Source organism: Photobacterium makurazakiensis, from assembly GCF_050336715.1.
Taxonomy (GTDB): domain Bacteria; phylum Pseudomonadota; class Gammaproteobacteria; order Enterobacterales; family Vibrionaceae; genus Photobacterium; species Photobacterium makurazakiensis.
In genome coordinates this window covers 86151-102717 of record NZ_JAKJSJ010000024.1, presented here as the reverse complement: position 1 = coordinate 102717, position 16567 = coordinate 86151, and the positions used below count along the sequence as shown (strand labels likewise).

At 44.9% G+C, this 16567-nt stretch carries 10 protein-coding genes, 6 tRNA genes and 2 rRNA genes; 12 read left to right on the top strand and 6 right to left on the bottom strand.

The genetic code is table 11. The features are described 5' to 3' along the window. The 3 genes from L4D09_RS12345 to L4D09_RS12335 form a co-directional block, all read left to right on the top strand. Positions 1 to 268, top strand: a 23S ribosomal RNA gene (locus L4D09_RS12345); the annotation flags it as partial. A gap of 116 nt (positions 269 to 384) precedes the next feature. Further along, a 5S ribosomal RNA gene (rrf, locus tag L4D09_RS12340) occupies positions 385 to 500 on the top strand. A 65-nt stretch (positions 501 to 565) separates the two neighbouring features. Next, positions 566 to 642, top strand: a tRNA-Asp gene (locus tag L4D09_RS12335). A 542-nt stretch (positions 643 to 1184) separates the two neighbouring features. Here the strand turns inward: L4D09_RS12335 and ilvY are convergent. Next, complete coding sequence (ilvY, locus tag L4D09_RS12330; RefSeq protein WP_428457805.1) at positions 1185 to 2054, bottom strand: HTH-type transcriptional activator IlvY; 870 nt, start codon at positions 2052 to 2054, stop codon at positions 1185 to 1187. 132 nt (positions 2055 to 2186) lie between these two features. On the opposite strand from ilvY, the gene ilvC reads away from it, so the two are divergent. Beyond that, a complete protein-coding gene (gene ilvC / locus L4D09_RS12325) occupies positions 2187 to 3671 on the top strand; it encodes a ketol-acid reductoisomerase (protein ID WP_428457804.1) in 1485 nt (494 codons plus the stop codon). Positions 3672 to 3778: 107 nt separating this feature from the next. On the opposite strand, the gene ubiK is transcribed toward ilvC, so the two are convergent. The 4 genes from ubiK to L4D09_RS12305 form a co-directional block, all read right to left on the bottom strand. After that, a complete protein-coding gene (ubiK, locus tag L4D09_RS12320) occupies positions 3779 to 4042 on the bottom strand; it encodes a ubiquinone biosynthesis accessory factor UbiK (protein ID WP_428457803.1) in 264 nt (87 codons plus the stop codon). A gap of 133 nt (positions 4043 to 4175) precedes the next feature. Beyond that, positions 4176 to 7292, bottom strand: coding sequence for a multidrug efflux RND transporter permease subunit (locus L4D09_RS12315; protein ID WP_428457802.1), 3117 nt, complete (start codon positions 7290 to 7292; stop codon positions 4176 to 4178). A gap of 12 nt (positions 7293 to 7304) precedes the next feature. After that, positions 7305 to 8411, bottom strand: coding sequence for an efflux RND transporter periplasmic adaptor subunit (locus tag L4D09_RS12310; protein ID WP_428457801.1), 1107 nt, complete (start codon positions 8409 to 8411; stop codon positions 7305 to 7307). A 22-nt stretch (positions 8412 to 8433) separates the two neighbouring features. Then, a complete protein-coding gene (locus tag L4D09_RS12305) occupies positions 8434 to 9006 on the bottom strand; it encodes a TetR/AcrR family transcriptional regulator (protein ID WP_428457800.1) in 573 nt (190 codons plus the stop codon). 184 nt (positions 9007 to 9190) lie between these two features. On the opposite strand from L4D09_RS12305, the gene rep reads away from it, so the two are divergent. Continuing rightward, on the top strand, positions 9191 to 11206 hold the full coding sequence (rep, locus tag L4D09_RS12300) for a DNA helicase Rep (RefSeq protein WP_428457799.1): 2016 nt from the start codon (positions 9191 to 9193) through the stop codon (positions 11204 to 11206). An 83-nt stretch (positions 11207 to 11289) separates the two neighbouring features. Here rep and L4D09_RS12295 read toward each other — a convergent pair whose 3' ends face one another. Continuing rightward, on the bottom strand, positions 11290 to 11700 hold the full coding sequence (locus tag L4D09_RS12295; RefSeq protein ID WP_428457798.1) for a c-type cytochrome: 411 nt from the start codon (positions 11698 to 11700) through the stop codon (positions 11290 to 11292). A gap of 308 nt (positions 11701 to 12008) precedes the next feature. Here L4D09_RS12295 and L4D09_RS12290 point away from each other — a divergent pair. From L4D09_RS12290 to L4D09_RS12260, 7 genes are all read left to right on the top strand, one after another. Then, positions 12009 to 12085 (top strand) — tRNA-Arg (locus tag L4D09_RS12290). A 32-nt stretch (positions 12086 to 12117) separates the two neighbouring features. Next, positions 12118 to 12193: transfer RNA gene (locus tag L4D09_RS12285), tRNA-His, on the top strand. Between the two features lie 63 nt (positions 12194 to 12256). After that, positions 12257 to 12333, top strand: a tRNA-Pro gene (locus L4D09_RS12280). Positions 12334 to 12342: 9 nt separating this feature from the next. Beyond that, positions 12343 to 12418, top strand: a tRNA-His gene (locus L4D09_RS12275). 47 nt (positions 12419 to 12465) lie between these two features. Beyond that, positions 12466 to 12542: transfer RNA gene (locus tag L4D09_RS12270), tRNA-Pro, on the top strand. 600 nt (positions 12543 to 13142) lie between these two features. Then, entirely contained in the window at positions 13143 to 14861 is a 1719-nt protein-coding gene (locus tag L4D09_RS12265; RefSeq protein WP_428457797.1) for a dipeptide ABC transporter ATP-binding protein, read from the top strand. Positions 14862 to 14961: 100 nt separating this feature from the next. Continuing rightward, complete coding sequence (locus L4D09_RS12260; RefSeq protein WP_428457796.1) at positions 14962 to 16518, top strand: ABC transporter substrate-binding protein; 1557 nt, start codon at positions 14962 to 14964, stop codon at positions 16516 to 16518. The last annotated feature ends 49 nt before the right edge of the window (positions 16519 to 16567 follow it).

The window sequence follows — 16567 nt, the reverse complement described above, 5'->3', positions numbered from 1 at the left end:
TGAAGGGGGCTGCTCCTAGTACGAGAGGACCGGAGTGGACGAACCTCTGGTGTTCGGGTTGTCACGCCAGTGGCATTGCCCGGTAGCTAAGTTCGGAATCGATAAGCGCTGAAAGCATCTAAGCGCGAAGCGAGCCCTGAGATGAGTCATCCCTGATACTTTAAGTATCCTAAAGGGTTGTTGGAGACTACGACGTAGATAGGTCAGGTGTGTAAGTGCTGCGAGGCATTGAGCTAACTGATACTAATTGCCCGTGAGGCTTAACCATACAACACCCAAGGGGTTTTTACGGACTCCACAAACACTTGAATGGTGTTTGAGAAACTAGTTAGATTTTCCCAGATTGCTATTTACTGCCCTGAGGCGGTGAATAAACAGAATTTGCTTGGCGACCATAGCATTATGGACCCACCTGATCCCATGCCGAACTCAGTAGTGAAACGTAATAGCGCCGATGGTAGTGTGGGGTTTCCCCATGTGAGAGTAGGACATCGCCAGGCTTCCAATTTAGATTTTCATATTGAACGATGGAAATCGCATGTGATGGCAACATCCATGTCCGTGTGGAGCGGTAGTTCAGTTGGTTAGAATACCGGCCTGTCACGCCGGGGGTCGCGGGTTCGAGTCCCGTCCGCTCCGCCACTTCTTCGAAAGCCTCAGCAGAAATGCTGAGGCTTTTTTTGTATCAGTAAACAATGTTTGGCCGTAGGCCAAATAGCCCAAGACTAGGCGTCCCCGTCGAAAGACTCGGGCTTTTTTACGTCTATATATTTCTACTGCTTTATCCTTCATCCTTCGGATAAATGAGTATTGCTTGAACGCGAGCCCGGTCCACCACTCTTCAATTCCTAGCAGAAATGCTGGGGATTTTTTGTATGTGAAGCAAAAAGCGATAGTTTAGTTGGCTAGCCTATTTACCTTGAATGCGATGGTCTGTCATACCGAGCCCGACAGGAATATCAGCCAAGCTGTTTCGCTACTTCTTCGATAGCTTTGTCAGAAATGACGAAGCTTTTTACATTTGTCTGTCTTTCGGCTTGATACTTTTCACTGACATAGCCTCAATTAACAGTGTGCACATGAACCGCTACGTGAGTTTCACTCGGCTTTAGATATTTAATTAACTAGGTTGAGCCAGCCTACTGTGTCGCTTTAGCGATAGGCTTATGCATGTACAATGGAATTTAAAACAATTGAAGTAGTGCGTTCAACAATGGTTCTGCCTGACGACTTTGCTTACAGCAGAGGCCTAGTTGAAGCGGTTGAATTGCTTCTTTATCGAGACGTTTTATTTTATTGCTCATGGGGCTATTATCGATAACAACGTCGGGCGCTATGCCTATTCCACACCCTAGTGCCACCATACTTACTATCGCTTCATGACCTCCTACTTGTGCATAGATATTGGGTTGTATCTTTTTATTTTTTAGCCAGCGGTCAGCTCGATCTCGTGCCGTTCCTGACTCTGGTAAAATATAGGGAAGTTCATCCCATAATGGTGGATCAGTTAATTGTTTTTGAAGGTTGGTCGGTGGAAGTAGTGGTGCAATCACAGACATTGAGACGCTATCAAGATCGATATAGGTAAGCTTTGCTGGCAGACTGTCTGGCTTGGCGGCAATCGCGATGTCTGCTTCACCCTGTTGTACTTTTTCGATGGCTTGAGCGGGGTCGCCAGTTATTAATTGAATCTCAACCTGAGGGTACAACTTGCGGAACTTGTTCAGAATATCAGGCAAGTGACTATAGCTTGCAGTTACAGAACAGAAAAGTTTAAGTTTTCCTCGAAGCTTTATTTTCTGGGTCTTTAGTTCAGCTTTTACTTCTTGCCAGTTGGACACTATCAGTGCAGCGGTAGGGAGTAAGGTTTTTCCTGCTGATGTTAGCTCCACACTTCTGTTGTCTCTAATGAATAAACTTTGCCCCAGCTCATCTTCAAGGCGCTGAATTATTCGGCTTAGTGCAGAGGGACTAATATGCATAGCTTGTGCGGTCTGGCTAAAGCTATTTGAATCACAGAGATGAAGAAACAGTTGCAAGGTTTTTATATTCATAGAGTGCGTTGCATTTTTTGCAATAAGTTATTGTGAATATATCACTTTGCGCAACAAAGTGAGTGATTTACTATCAGTTTATTCGACAAGTATATGTCGGCCCAAGGAAAAGAATTCACGGAGTTTGTTGTTATGGCTAATTATTTTAATACCCTAAATCTACGTCAGCAGTTAGATCAACTTGGTCGCTGCCGATTCATGGATCGTGCTGAGTTTGCTAATGAAGCCGATTTTCTTAAAGGTAAAAAAGTCGTTATCGTTGGTTGCGGTGCTCAAGGCCTCAATCAAGGTTTAAATATGCGCGACTCGGGATTAAATGTTGCTTATGCCTTACGCCAAGCTGCAATTGATGAACAACGTCAATCTTTTAAAAATGCAAAAGAAAATGGTTTTGAAGTTGGTAGCTACGAACAACTTATTCCGCAGGCAGATCTTGTTGTAAACCTAACACCTGACAAGCAGCACTCTAATGTTGTAGAGACGGTGATGCCGTTAATGAAGGAAGGTGCGACACTAGGTTACTCTCATGGATTTAATATCGTTGAAGAGGGTATGCAGATTCGTCCTGACTTAACTGTCGTGATGGTTGCACCTAAATGTCCTGGTACAGAAGTTCGTGAAGAATATAAGCGTGGCTTTGGTGTACCAACGCTAATCGCTGTGCACCCAGAAAATGATCCACAGGGAGATGGCCTGGAAATTGCGAAAGCATGGGCTGCAGGTACTGGTGGTCACCGTGCTGGCGTACTTGAATCTTCGTTCGTTGCGGAAGTTAAATCTGATTTGATGGGTGAGCAAACGATTCTGTGTGGCATGCTACAAGCGGGTTCTATCGTTTGTTATGAGAAGATGATTGCTGATGGCATTGATGCTTCTTATGCTGGTAAATTGCTGCAATTCGGTTGGGAAACGATCACTGAAGCACTGAAGTTTGGTGGCGTTACTCACATGATGGATCGTCTTTCAAACCCAGCTAAAATCAAAGCGTTTGAGTTATCAGAAGAGCTGAAAGACTTAATGCGTCCGCTATATAATAAGCACATGGATGATATTATTACAGGTCATTTCTCAACAACGATGATGGCTGATTGGGCAAATGACGATACGGATCTTCTAGGTTGGCGTGGTGAAACGGCTGAAACAGCGTTTGAAAACTATCCAGATTCTGATGTTGAAATTTCAGAGCAAGAGTACTTTGATAACGGCATTTTGATGGTTGCAATGGTACGTGCAGGTGTTGAGTTGGCGTTTGAAGCAATGACAGCATCAGGTATCATTGAAGAGTCAGCTTATTATGAGTCGCTACATGAATTACCGTTAATTGCGAACACAGTTGCTCGTAAGCGTTTGTATGAAATGAACGTTGTTATTTCAGATACGGCTGAATATGGTAACTACCTGTTTGCAAACGTTGCAACACCGTTGCTACGTGAGAAGTTTATGCCAAATGTAGCGACCGACGTGATCGGTAAAGGCATAAATGAAGAATCTAACTTTGCTGACAATCAAAAGCTAATCGAAGTAAACGAAGCGATTCGTAATCATCCAGTAGAGTCTATTGGTCAAGAACTTCGTGGCTACATGACTGATATGCAGCGTATCGCTGTTGGTGGTTAGTAACGTCACAAAAAGCTGAATAAAGAAAAGCCCAAATGCATAGCATTTGGGCTTTTTTAATGGGCTTAATATAAACTAAAGTACGAAGAACCCTTTAAGCGTGTTCTTTATTCGCTCTTGTCTTCACTGCTTAGTTTACTTTCTAGCGCTTCCATCTTTTGCTCAAGAGCTGTTAGCTTTTGACGTGTACGCAATAAAACCTGTGTCTGTACATCAAACTCTTCACGACTAACAACGTCAAGCTTACCAAGCTGTGCTTGGATCACTTGGCGCACTTTTTGTTCAACATCGTTGCCAAGCTCTTTCACTGGTTGTGGCATTGAGTCTTGGATTTGTTTGGCGACTTGCTCAAGTTTCTTTGGATCAAACATAGCGTGGTTCACTCCGTAAGGGGTTTTTAATCTGTTATCGTTATTTTATTCAAATCGATGGGGATTGTCGTTGATGATTGTACAAAATAAAAGAGGCCGCTATCGCGGCCTCTTTAGATTAAGGTTGTAACTATCAATCTCGGGCTTCTTTTAATGCATTACGGGCTTCGTCTGCTCGCTTTAGTTTCTCTAAGTCTTTATCTTCAAGGAAGACTGGCAAAGGCTTATGAATGCTTGCAAGGTAAGTGTAAATTACCGGTAGCACAAATAAAGTGAAGACCGTACCAATGGCAAGGCCAGAAACAATGACAATGCCGATACTGAATCGCTGTGCGGCACCAGCCCCTGTGGCGTAGAGTAGAGGGATCAAACCCGCAATCATTGCCGCAGTCGTCATTAGAATCGGACGTAGACGGATTTTAGCTGCCTCCATCACTGCCGCCATACGATCTTTTTGATTGTGCAGTTGCTCCTCTTTTGCCACTTCACAAATCAAAATACCGTGTTTGGTGATCAAACCAATTAGCGTGATCAAACCTACTTGCGAGTAGATATTCATCGATGCTGCTCCCCATGCCAAGGAGATCAAGGCACCACAGATCGCCAATGGTACGGAAACCATAATAACTAATGGGTCACGTAGCGACTCGAACTGGATCGCCAAAACCAAGAAGATGATGGCCAGTGCGAGAGCAAAGGTCGTGTACAGAGCATTACCTTCAGTTACGAACTGGCGTGCTTCACCCATGAAGTCATACTGGTATCCTGTCGGTAGGGTATTCACCGCTTCACTTTGGAACCAGCTAATGGCGTCACCCATTGCAACACCTGGTGCAGGTACTGCCCCGACCGTTGCTGAGTTAAGCTGATTGAAGTGAGGCAATGCGCGCGGTTCGGCAACAACGTCAATATTAACTAGGCTACCTAATGGAATGGCATTACCGTCAGCCGCACGTACATAGTAGCCTTTAAGTGATTCTGGGTTCAGGCGGTATTTACGCTCAACCTGTGGGATCACTTCGTATGAGCGGCCATTGAGGTCAATACGGTTAACATAGCCATCAGCCATCATGGTACTTAAGGTGATACCGATATCTTGCATGGTCACACCATATGCGCCTGCTTTGTCTTTATCGATCTTGATTTTCATGGTTGCTGAATCGTAGTTCAGATCAAGGTCGGAATAGACAAACATTGGATTACTTTTCACTTTATCCAAAACATCGCTACTTACTTGGAATAAGCTTTCAAAGCTACTTGGTGTGGTAATCACAAACTGAATGGGTAAGCCTGAGCCTGCTCCTGGCAACTCCGGCATCTGGAAGGCTGTTACAGCCATTTCAGGAACGTCTTTAACTAAGTCAGTAACGCGCTTAACCACATCCGCCTGACTGGCTTCTCGTTCACTCCATGGCACCATTGAAGCGATACCAAACGCTTGATTTGAACTTGGTACCCCTGAGAATACCTGAGCATAGGCTACTTCATCCTGCTCGTTGAGGATGTTGTTGACCTTTTCCATAGTGTTTTCGATGTAATCCAAGTTTGACGTTGACGGGGCGGTACCCATCATCATCAACACACCCTTATCTTCAGCAGGGGCAAGTTCACTTGGAATAAACTTAAACAGCAGTGGCAGTGTTCCAAACACGATGAGGGCAAACACAATCACGACGGGGCGCATTTTCATAACACCGCCAAGCATTTTCTCGTAGCGGTTTGTCATGCGATCAAGGAAGCGATGAACAGTTAATTCAAATTTGCTTGGCTGTTCATTGGCTTTAAGCATTTTTGAACACATCATCGGTGAGAGCGTAAGGGCGATGATCCCTGATACAAATACCGCACCGGCTAACGTTAAGGCAAACTCCTTAAAGAGTGAACCGGTGATCCCGCCCATCATGGCAATCGGCGCATATACAGCACCAAGTGTCAGTGTCATGGCGATAACAGGAACGGCTATTTCTCGGGTGCCGATGATGGCTGCACGAAACGGCGATTCGCCTTCTTTTATGTGGCGGTCGACGTTTTCCAATACAACGATGGCATCATCTACCACAAGGCCGATAGCCAGTACCATTGCTAGCAGTGTCATCAAGTTCCAAGAAAAGCCGAAAGCTTGCATGACCATTGCCACGCCAATTAGCGACAGCGGGATGGTCACGATTGGAATGATAACTGCACGGAAAGAGCCCAAGAACAAGGTGATCACAACAAGTACGATCAGAGCAGCTTCAGCAATCGTTTTGATTACTTCGTTGATAGACTCATTGATCGCAATGGTCGAGTCATACATTACATTCATTTTGATGTTATCAGGCATATTGCGTTTAAGCTCAGGCAATAGCTGAAGCACATCGGCTGCAATGTTGATGGGGTTGGCACTTGGTGCTGCGTTAATTGCAGCAACAACGGCCTCTTCGCCATTTGCAGATGCACGGTAAACATCGTGACTTTTTTCTAAGGTCACTTTGGCAATATCGCCTAAGCGGATCACCTGGCCTTCTTTGGTTGAGACAACTAGCTTTTCTAGTTCATCTGTATTGGAGACCTGCGTGTCAGCAGTACCATTGTAAAGAACGAATTCGCCAGTTGCTTGCCCTGTTGCCGATTGGTAGTTGTTGGCATTCAGTACGTTCATCACGTCATTAGCCATCAAGTTGTAAGCCGCCATTTTGGCTGGATCCAACCAGACACGCAGAGCGTATTTCATCCCGCCGTATAGATCGACTTTAGAAACGCCGTTAACCGTAAATAACTGCGGGTTGATCACGCGCTCTAGATAGTCGGTGATTTGGCTCGAGACCAGTTCATCACTGGTAAAACCGATATACATCACCGCGGTCGTTGAACCGGTTGACATGGTTACTGTTGGATCTTCTGATTCCTTCGGTAATTGGGAGCGTACCGAGTTGGTTTTGGCCAATATATCGGCCAAAGCGGCATTCGGATCGGTATTTAACTTCATCGTAACCGTGATCGTTGATGCACCGAGCACCGAGGAAGAGGTCATGAAGTCGATATTATCAGCCTGAGCAATAGCTTGCTCCAGCGGTTGGGTGATAAAACCCTGGATCAAATCAGCACTGGCACCATAATAGCTTGTGCTGACCGTGACCACGGTATTGGTCATGTCTGGGTATTCCCTGACCTGCATTTTAAAAATGGCTTGCAGGCCCAGCAGTGCAATCAAGAAGCTGATTGATACTGCCAAAACAGGACGTTTTATAAAAACATCTGTAAAGCGCATGTGACCTCCGGATTACAGCATTGGTGTTTCGGCTGGAGCATCCAGCGAGTCACTTTCAACCAGACGAACTTTCGCATGGTTGCTGAGGCGAATTTGACCTGAGGTCACGACGGTATCCCCGGCTTTGACACCACTAAGGACATGAACATATTGGCCTTTACGCTCACCAACTTTTACCACTGACTGGCTCACACGTAACACACCATCTTCGTCTTCGCTCGCAAGGTACACATTGTCCCCGTACAGGGTAAAGGTGATTGCGGTTTGCGGCAGGATGATTTGATTTTCTAGGGTTGGAAGAATGATATGCGCACGTGCAAACATACCACTACGTAGCTGGCCACTGTTATTCGGGATGTCAGCTTGAACCTGCACAAGGCCACTTTGGTAGCTTACTGCTGGCTCGATTGCACTGATCTTGCCGCTAAATGGGGTTTCAGGGTATGCATCAACAAAGATTTCGACTTCTTGGCCAAGGTGAATATCAGAAATATCCGTTTGTGGCACAGTGAAGCGTAGCTTCATTAAGGTGGTATCTTCTAAGCGTACAACATCGGTTCCCGGTTGGATATATTGGCCAAGGTAGACATTACGTAGGCCAACAACACCATCAAATGGGGCTCTGATAGTACGGCGATCTATCGTTGCTTTTAAGCTTTCGATATCAGCCATGAGAGAAAAGTAGGATGCTTCAGATTCGTCAAAGGCTTCTTTTGAAATAGACCCTTTTTTGAATAGGCCACGGTAGCGCTCATATTTAGCTTTGGCGGCCGGCAAACGAGCTTGGGCACTTTTCAGGTTGGCCGCTTCAACATCAGAATCTAGCGTTAGCAGTTGTTGCTCTGCTTTGACGGTTGAGCCTGATTCGAAGTCAAGATCTTTGATCACACCAGCAACCTCAGTGGTGATGGTCACGCCTTGGTTTGGTTCTATAAAGCCAATTGCTTCGATAGCGGGAACCCAATTGGTCGATTGAGCTTCGGTGGCAGTAATTGGAAACTCAGGCTCAGGCATATTTGCCATGAACTCAGCTATTTTTTGTTGCTTAAAAAGGTTGAAACCAATCACGCTTCCAAACAGTAAGAAGGCGAGAAATAGCATCACTATCCATTTTTTCATCGTTGGGTGTGCTCCGGTAGTGCTAATGTTTATGTTGAATAATGGCGTCCCAAGAGGCATCGATAGCAGCTTCCATCGCTGTCTCGTTCACTTTGAATACACCATTAACATGTTTGCGAGCCAAGCAAGCGCATGGCTCAAGGCTTAACACGCTCAAGATCTCGTTATCTAAATCTTTAAAGAGGCCAGTGGCCTTTCCTTCGTTAAATAATCGGTCGACCTTGGCGAACATTTTTTTTTCAAGTAACCGTTGTTCGTGACTTTCTCTACGGGGTAAGTTTTCGAACTGGCCACGATTAATGATGGGGGCATCTTCTTGCGTGGTCATATCCCAAATATTCAGCCATATAGTACGAAAGCGCTGCTTCAACGGCATATCATCAGACACATTCTGACTGATTTTGTTCGCTACATAAGACAAAATGTGAACATGAAGTTGCTGAAGGAGATCTTCTTTATCTTCGAAATAGCGATATATTGTGCCAGCGGCAACTCCGGCTTCTTTGGCAACCATTTGCATGGAAATACCGTGAAACCCGTATACAGCCAGCAGCTTTTCTGTCGCCTGAAGAATCCTTTTTTTCTTGTCACTCATGTAATTATTTTGTAATTAAAGTTGGTGAATGAATGTTCATTCAATATCTTATGGCGTCTGTGTTTTTGTGCAAGTAATTTTTTGAATTGTCAGGATTGATAAGGTAAATGGTTGGGCGAATAGACAATGGCTTAGAACCCGTTAAAATGCGCTTGCCAGCCCGATGATTAACACAGGATATGCAATGAAACTGAATCCAAGGCAGAATGAAGCGGTAAAATATGTGGCAGGACCATGCCTGGTTCTTGCAGGGGCCGGTTCCGGTAAAACCCGTGTTATTACCAATAAAATTGCTTACTTGGTTCAGCATTGTGATTACAAAGCGAGAAATATTGCTGCGCTTACCTTCACCAATAAAGCCGCGCGCGAAATGAAAGAGCGTGTTGGACAGACCTTGGGGCGAGATGAGTCAAAAGGGCTAATGGTTTCCACTTTCCATACCCTCGGGCTTAATATTATTCGTCGTGAATATAAATCATTGGGGTTAAAAGCAAACTTTTCTCTGTTTGATGACCAAGATCAGATGGCGCTGCTCAAAGAGTTAACTGAAGCCGAAATCGATGGTGATAAAGACTTACTAAAGCTCTTAATCTCGAGCATTTCGAACTGGAAAAATGACATGCTGTCACCGGCGGCTGCGAAAGCGCAAGCAAGCTCGGAGCGTGATGAGTTGTTTGCCCATTGTTATGAAATGTATCAACGACAGATGAAGGCATATAACGCACTGGATTTCGATGACCTAATTTTGATGCCAGTATTACTGCTGCGTGATAATCAGGACGTCCGTCAACGTTGGCAAAATCGGATTCGTTATTTATTGGTGGATGAATATCAAGATACCAATACCAGCCAATATATCTTCGTTAAACTGCTGGTAGGCGAACGCTCACGTTTTACTGTCGTTGGTGATGATGATCAGTCCATTTATTCGTGGCGTGGCGCCCAGCCCGAAAACCTTAACCTATTAAGCAAAGACTTCCCTAGTTTAAGAGTGATCAAGTTGGAGCAAAACTATCGCTCTACCAGCCGTATTTTGCGTACCGCGAATATATTGATTGCGAATAACTCACATATTTTTGAAAAAACGTTGTTTTCAGAAATCCCTGATGGGGAAATGCTAAAGGTGATCACGGCTAAAAACGAAGATCATGAAGCAGAGAAGGTTGTAGGTGAGTTGATTGCCCATCGCTTCTTGAATAACACGAACTATAAAGATTACGCCATATTATACCGAGGTAATCATCAGTCACGTTTGTTTGAACGGGCACTGATGCAAAACCGTATCCCGTATAAAATTTCGGGAGGCACATCATTTTTCTCCCGTGCCGAAATTAAAGACATGATGGCTTACTTGCGCCTGCTAACGAATCAGGATGATGACAATGCGTTTTTGCGTATCGTGAATACCCCACGCCGTGAAATAGGGCCTGTCACACTCGAGAAGCTGGGTACTTATGCCAATATGCGCGGCAAGAGCTTATTTGCGGCGAGTTTTGAAATAGGGCTAGAGCAGCATTTATCGGGGCGAGGGCTGGAGTCTTTGCAGCGCTTTACCCGTTGGATTGTTGAGCTTGCAGACAATGCTGAACGTGGTGATACCGTTGCGGCTGTTCGTCAGCTAGTGCGAGATATCAACTATGAAGATTGGTTGTATGAGACCTCGCCGAGTCCGAAAGCGGCTGAAATGAGGATGAAAAATGTTTCTGATTTGTATAGTTGGATCACTGCTGATTTAGAAGGTGATAATTACGATCAGGAAGTGAAGACGCTGAAGGAAGTGGTACAGCGCCTGACGCTACGCGACATGATGGAACGTGGTGAAGATGACGATGACGCTGATCAGGTTCAGTTAATGACGCTACATGCCTCTAAAGGTCTTGAGTTCCCATATGTGTACTTGGTTGGCGCAGAAGAAGGTATTTTGCCGCACCAAACCAGTGTTGATGAAGACAATGTCGATGAAGAGCGTCGTTTGGCCTATGTTGGGATCACCCGTGCCCAAAAAGAGCTGACGTTTACTCTATGTAAAGAACGCCGACAGTATGGTGAGCTATTAAAGCCGGAGCCAAGCCGCTTCTTGTACGAGCTTCCACAAGATGACTTAGAGTGGGAGGCGGATAAAAAGCCAATGACTCAACAGCAACGAATGGAGAAAGGACAAGCGCATATCGCGAATATTAGATCGCTGTTTAAAAAGTAGGGTGATTTAAGCGAGCGATATGTATGAAAAAGGGTTGATGTTTTACATCAACCCTTTTTCGTTTATTTCAATGTGTATTTGACTTATAGCCCATCAATCATGTGATTAATGGCTGCAATGATTTCATCATCGCTACAATCCATACACGATCCTTTTGCTGGCATAGCATTGAAGCCATTGATGGCATGGTCGGCTAAGACATCATTGCCCTTGGCAAGGCGTGCATCCCAATCGGCAGCTTCGCCTTTTTTCGGCGCTCCCATCAGGCCTGAGCCATGACAGGCGGCACAGAACGTGCCATAAACCGCATCGCCGCTGCGAGGTCCTGCTGCAACAGCGGGGCCAGTAGGTGCTTCCCCTTCAAGATAGACTGAGCCCACTGGCTTGATACGTTCTGCGATAGCTTCGTCTGACATATCGGCAGCAACGGCTGTGCCTGCCAGCGTTATTGCTGTGATGGCCGCGACCATTAGTTGTCGAAGAGTTAATTCCATTGAGCTCACCTTACACTTCCAGATAATTATGTGCGATTGCCATCATAGCGTCCTTGTCACAGTCTTCTGCATGCTTGTTATTAGCTGAACTATTGATACAAGGGTATGGTTATTGACAAAATGTTTAAATTGTAAAAACAAAGTGATTATATCTGCTTATGTTGTAGTGATAAACCAGCGAGCTGATTTTGTATGATACGAATCAATAGATAATTGCTTATCTTTCCAGCGAACGGAAAAAAAAACGAAAAAAACACTTTACGAATCGGGGCGTGATCCGTAATATCCCTCCCCGTCGATAGGGCAAGGCGCCCGTAGCTCAGCTGGATAGAGCGTTGGCCTCCGGAGCCAAAGGTCGAAGGTTCGAATCCTTTCGGGCGCGCCATTCCGGATAATAAATATTGGCAAGTGACATTGGTGGCTATAGCTCAGTTGGTAGAGTCCCGGATTGTGATTCCGGTTGTCGCGGGTTCAAGCCCCGTTAGCCACCCCATATTAAATGATATTGATTGTTATAATTAGTATCAGAGGTGAGAGACCTCATACAGAACAAAGTCGGTGAATAGCGCAGCTTGGTAGCGCATCTGGTTTGGGACCAGAGGGTCGGGGGTTCGAATCCCTCTTCACCGACCACTTACATTGGTGGCTATAGCTCAGTTGGTAGAGTCCCGGATTGTGATTCCGGTTGTCGCGGGTTCAAGCCCCGTTAGCCACCCCATATTTAGGTAGTGTTTCACTCCCTTGGCTTCAAGCCTAAAATGTTGTCGGTGAATAGCGCAGCTTGGTAGCGCATCTGGTTTGGGACCAGAGGGTCGGGGGTTCGAATCCCTCTTCACCGACCACTATTAAGAACCCCAGTCGAAAGACTGGGGTTTTTTGCATTTATAGCTTTTATCTTCTTATTACCGCTAACCATATCCTGCGACAGTTTTTCAATTTTACCTATACCCTCAAATTTCATCACTATCCTCACTTACCTCTATTTTAAAAAGTGTGATCTTCTGCTGATAATATCCTGTTACATGCGATCATCTTAAAATCCCCTAATTTTCTAGTGTTTATACATGACATTGCCGTTACAGGGAGTTGATTGTTTCTGTTGTGTTAAATGTCACTTTCATATTTATGCATAAGTATTTATTTCGATTTGTTTTTTGGTTATAGCATATAACCAGTATTTCAGCTCAATCCTCTGCGCTCAGTGGGGTTTATTCGTTATACAAATACAAGTAAACGGTCTGTTTAATTGCTGTCTAAAGTCGTTTTTTTTGACTACTTATGCTTTTTATATTCATTTTGTCGGTTTTTACTAATGTTTTGTTGCTTTTCTGTGAAATTTTTGACAGATTGTGTCCTGAACATATATTCAGCAAATTATGCTGATTGAAGGGAATCAATTTTTCAGACAGGGCAGAAAGCTGCCAAGCAGTTGGGGTCTGGTAATGGCTTTATTGGAAGTAAAGAACCTACGTATTGAATATCCGTCGCGTCATGGCGTTCACGCAGCTGTTAAATCGTTGTCATTTTCTATTGAACGCGGTGAAATTGTCGGGGTTGTTGGTGAGTCAGGTGCGGGTAAATCAACCGTTGGTAATGCGGTAATCGATTTATTGAGTCCTCCGGGGCGAATAGCCAGTGGTGATGTTTTCCTTGATGGAGAGAAAATATCTGGGCTTGATAATAACCAGATGCGTTCAGTAAGAGGGACAAAAATTGGGTTTATTTTTCAAGACCCGATGACATCATTGAACCCTCTATTTACAGTTGAACAGCAGTTAACTGAAACGATTGTGACCAACCTGAAGGTCAGTCAGGAGGATGCCTTCAAGCGTGCCCTGAACTTAATGGAGCAGGTTGGGATCCCTCAGCCAGAGTTGCGTATTAAGCAATACCCTCACCAGTTTTCAGGCGGAATGCGTCAGCGCGTTGTTATTGCGATAGCACTTGCGGGAGAGCCTGATTTAATCATTGCCGATGAACCCACCACCGCACTGGATGTCTCGATTCAAGATCAAATTCTTAATTTGATCCGTAAGCTGTGTGTAGAGAAAAATGTCGGCTGTATGCTGGTGACTCATGATATGGGCGTGGTGGCCAATGTGACCGATCGGGTTGCCGTGATGTACCGTGGTGATTTGGTTGAGATTGGTGAGACAGAGCAAGTACTGCGTCGTCCAAATCACCCTTACACCCAGAGTCTTATCTCTGCCGTACCTCGCTCTGATATTAAGCTTAAGCGTTTTCCGCTGGTAAGCTACATTGAAGAAGCCCATGAGATGAGCCAGCTCGACGTTAAAAATCACTGGCTGGGACAAAGTGAAGATCAGCGCAGCTATACGGGGGCGTTACTTCAGGTGGAAAACGTTAGTTTACGCTTTATCACCAAAAACTCATTTTTTGAAAGCCGCCGTGAATACGTACAAGCGAATAATGATGTTAGCTTTGAAATTGTTGAAGGTGAAACATTCGGCTTGGTAGGAGAGTCTGGTTCTGGGAAGTCGACGATAGCCCGAGCGATCACTGGTTTATACCCGCCAAACTCAGGCAAAATCACGTTTGAAGGGGTCGATCTTACCGCATTGAAAAATGAAAAAGATCGTCGTCCGTTACGCCGCCAGATGCAGATGGTATTTCAGAATCCTTATTCTTCAATGAATCCACGTATGAAAATTATGGATATCATTGCCGAGCCTATTCGTTTCCATCGATTAACCGAGAGTGAAGCACAGACGCGACAAATCGTGAATGACCTTCTTGATCATGTCGGGTTAGGTGTTGCTGCGGGTGTCAAATACCCTCATGAGTTTTCAGGTGGTCAACGTCAGCGTATTTCGATTGCCCGTGCATTAGCAACCCGCCCGCGTTTATTAATTTGCGATGAACCGACTTCTGCATTAGATGTTTCGGTACAGGCACAAATTCTTAATCTACTCAAAGATCTGCAAGATGAACTAAACCTCACCATGCTATTTATTAGCCATGACTTACCTGTGATCCGCCAAATGTGTGATCGCATTGGAGTGATGCAAAAAGGGGAGTTGCTTGAAGTCGCACCCACCGAGCAGTTGTTTACGGCCCCGAAGCATGCGTATAGCAAACACCTTATTTCACTGATGCCGGAGTTTAAAGGTATCAGTCAAGATGGACTGAAATTAGCTTGATTATTACCTTGGCTCAAAGCTGCACCTGAGCCAGTAAAAGTATTTATAACAAGTAATCACAACAGAAAGGGAGTTCGCTCCCCGCATAAAGGAGTTATGCATGAAAACCATTAAGAGTAAGCTAGCTGTTGCATTGATCGCGGCAGGTTTAAGTTTTAGTGCTACAGCTGCCGACATTAAAGTGGCTTACGATGCCGATCCGGTCTCTATGGATCCACATGAGCAACTATCTGGTGGTACGTTGCAACTATCGCACATGGTTTTTGACCCTCTGGTACGCTTTGACCAAGAATTAGATTTCGAGCCTCGCCTAGCGACAAGCTGGAAACGTGTTGATGATCAAACGTTTCAATTTACGCTACGTCAAGGTGTTAAATTTCACTCTGGCAATGAAATGACGGCAGATGATGTGGTTTGGACGTTTAATCGTTTGAAAGAATCGGCTGACTTTAAAGCTATTTTTGACCCATTTACGGGTATCGAAAAAGTGGATGCCTACACGATTGAGCTGAAAACAACCGGCCCGTACCCATTGGTGCTACAGACAGCAACCTACATTTTCCCAATGGACAGCAAGTTCTATTCGGGCAAAACCGCTGATGGTAAAGATAAAGCTGAAATCGTTAAGCACGGCAACTCTTTTGCTTCAACCAATATGTCTGGCACCGGACCATTTATCGTTACGGCGCGTGAGCAAGGCGTAAAAGTGGAATTCGAACGTTTTGCTGATTACTGGGATACGCAATCGCCAGGTAACGTCGATAAGATCACACTGCAGCCGATCAAAGAGAATGCCACGCGTGTTGCGGCACTGCTGTCGGGTGGTGTTGATATGATTGCTCCTGTAGCGCCAAACGATCACCGTCGTGTTGGACAATCTAAAGATATCGACCTTGTTACAATGGCTGGTACCCGCCTTATTTCTTTCCAAATGAACCAGAACAGTCATGAAGCATTGAAAGATGTACGTGTACGTCAGGCGATTGTTCATGCAATTAACAATGAAGGTATTGTTAAGCGTATCATGCGTGATTTTGCGACAGCCACTGGCCAACAAAGCCCAGAAGGGTACGCTGGTTATAATGAAGCGCTGGTACCACGTTTTGATGTCGCTAAAGCAAAAGAGCTAATGGCTGAAGCGGGCTATAAAGACGGCTTCAAACTCACCATGATGGCGCCAAACAACCGCTATGTAAATGATGCAAACATCGCACAAGCGGCATCACAAATGCTGGCTAAAATTGGTATTCAGGTTGATTTGAAAACAATGCCTAAAGCGCAATACTGGCCTGAGTTTGATGTGTGTGCTGCAGATATGATGATGATTGGTTGGCACTCTGATACCGAAGATTCTGCCAACCTATCTGAATTCTTGACGATGACACGTAATGAAGAAACAGGTCGTGGTCAATATAACTGTGGTTATTATGCTAACAGTGATATGGACAAGTTAGTGGATGCCGCAAATATCGAAACGGATCCGGCTAAACGTTCGCAGATGCTGAAGCAAGTTGAAGCAACGCTATACGATGACGCTGCATTTGTACCGCTTCACTTCCAAAACTTAGCGTGGGCAGCAAAATCAAACGTTAAGATTAAACCGATTGTTAACGCGATGAACTTCCCGTACTTCGGTGATTTAGTGGTAGAGAAGTAATCACTACCAGATAATGCATCGGGCCTGAAAGGGCCTGATGTTGTTTTAA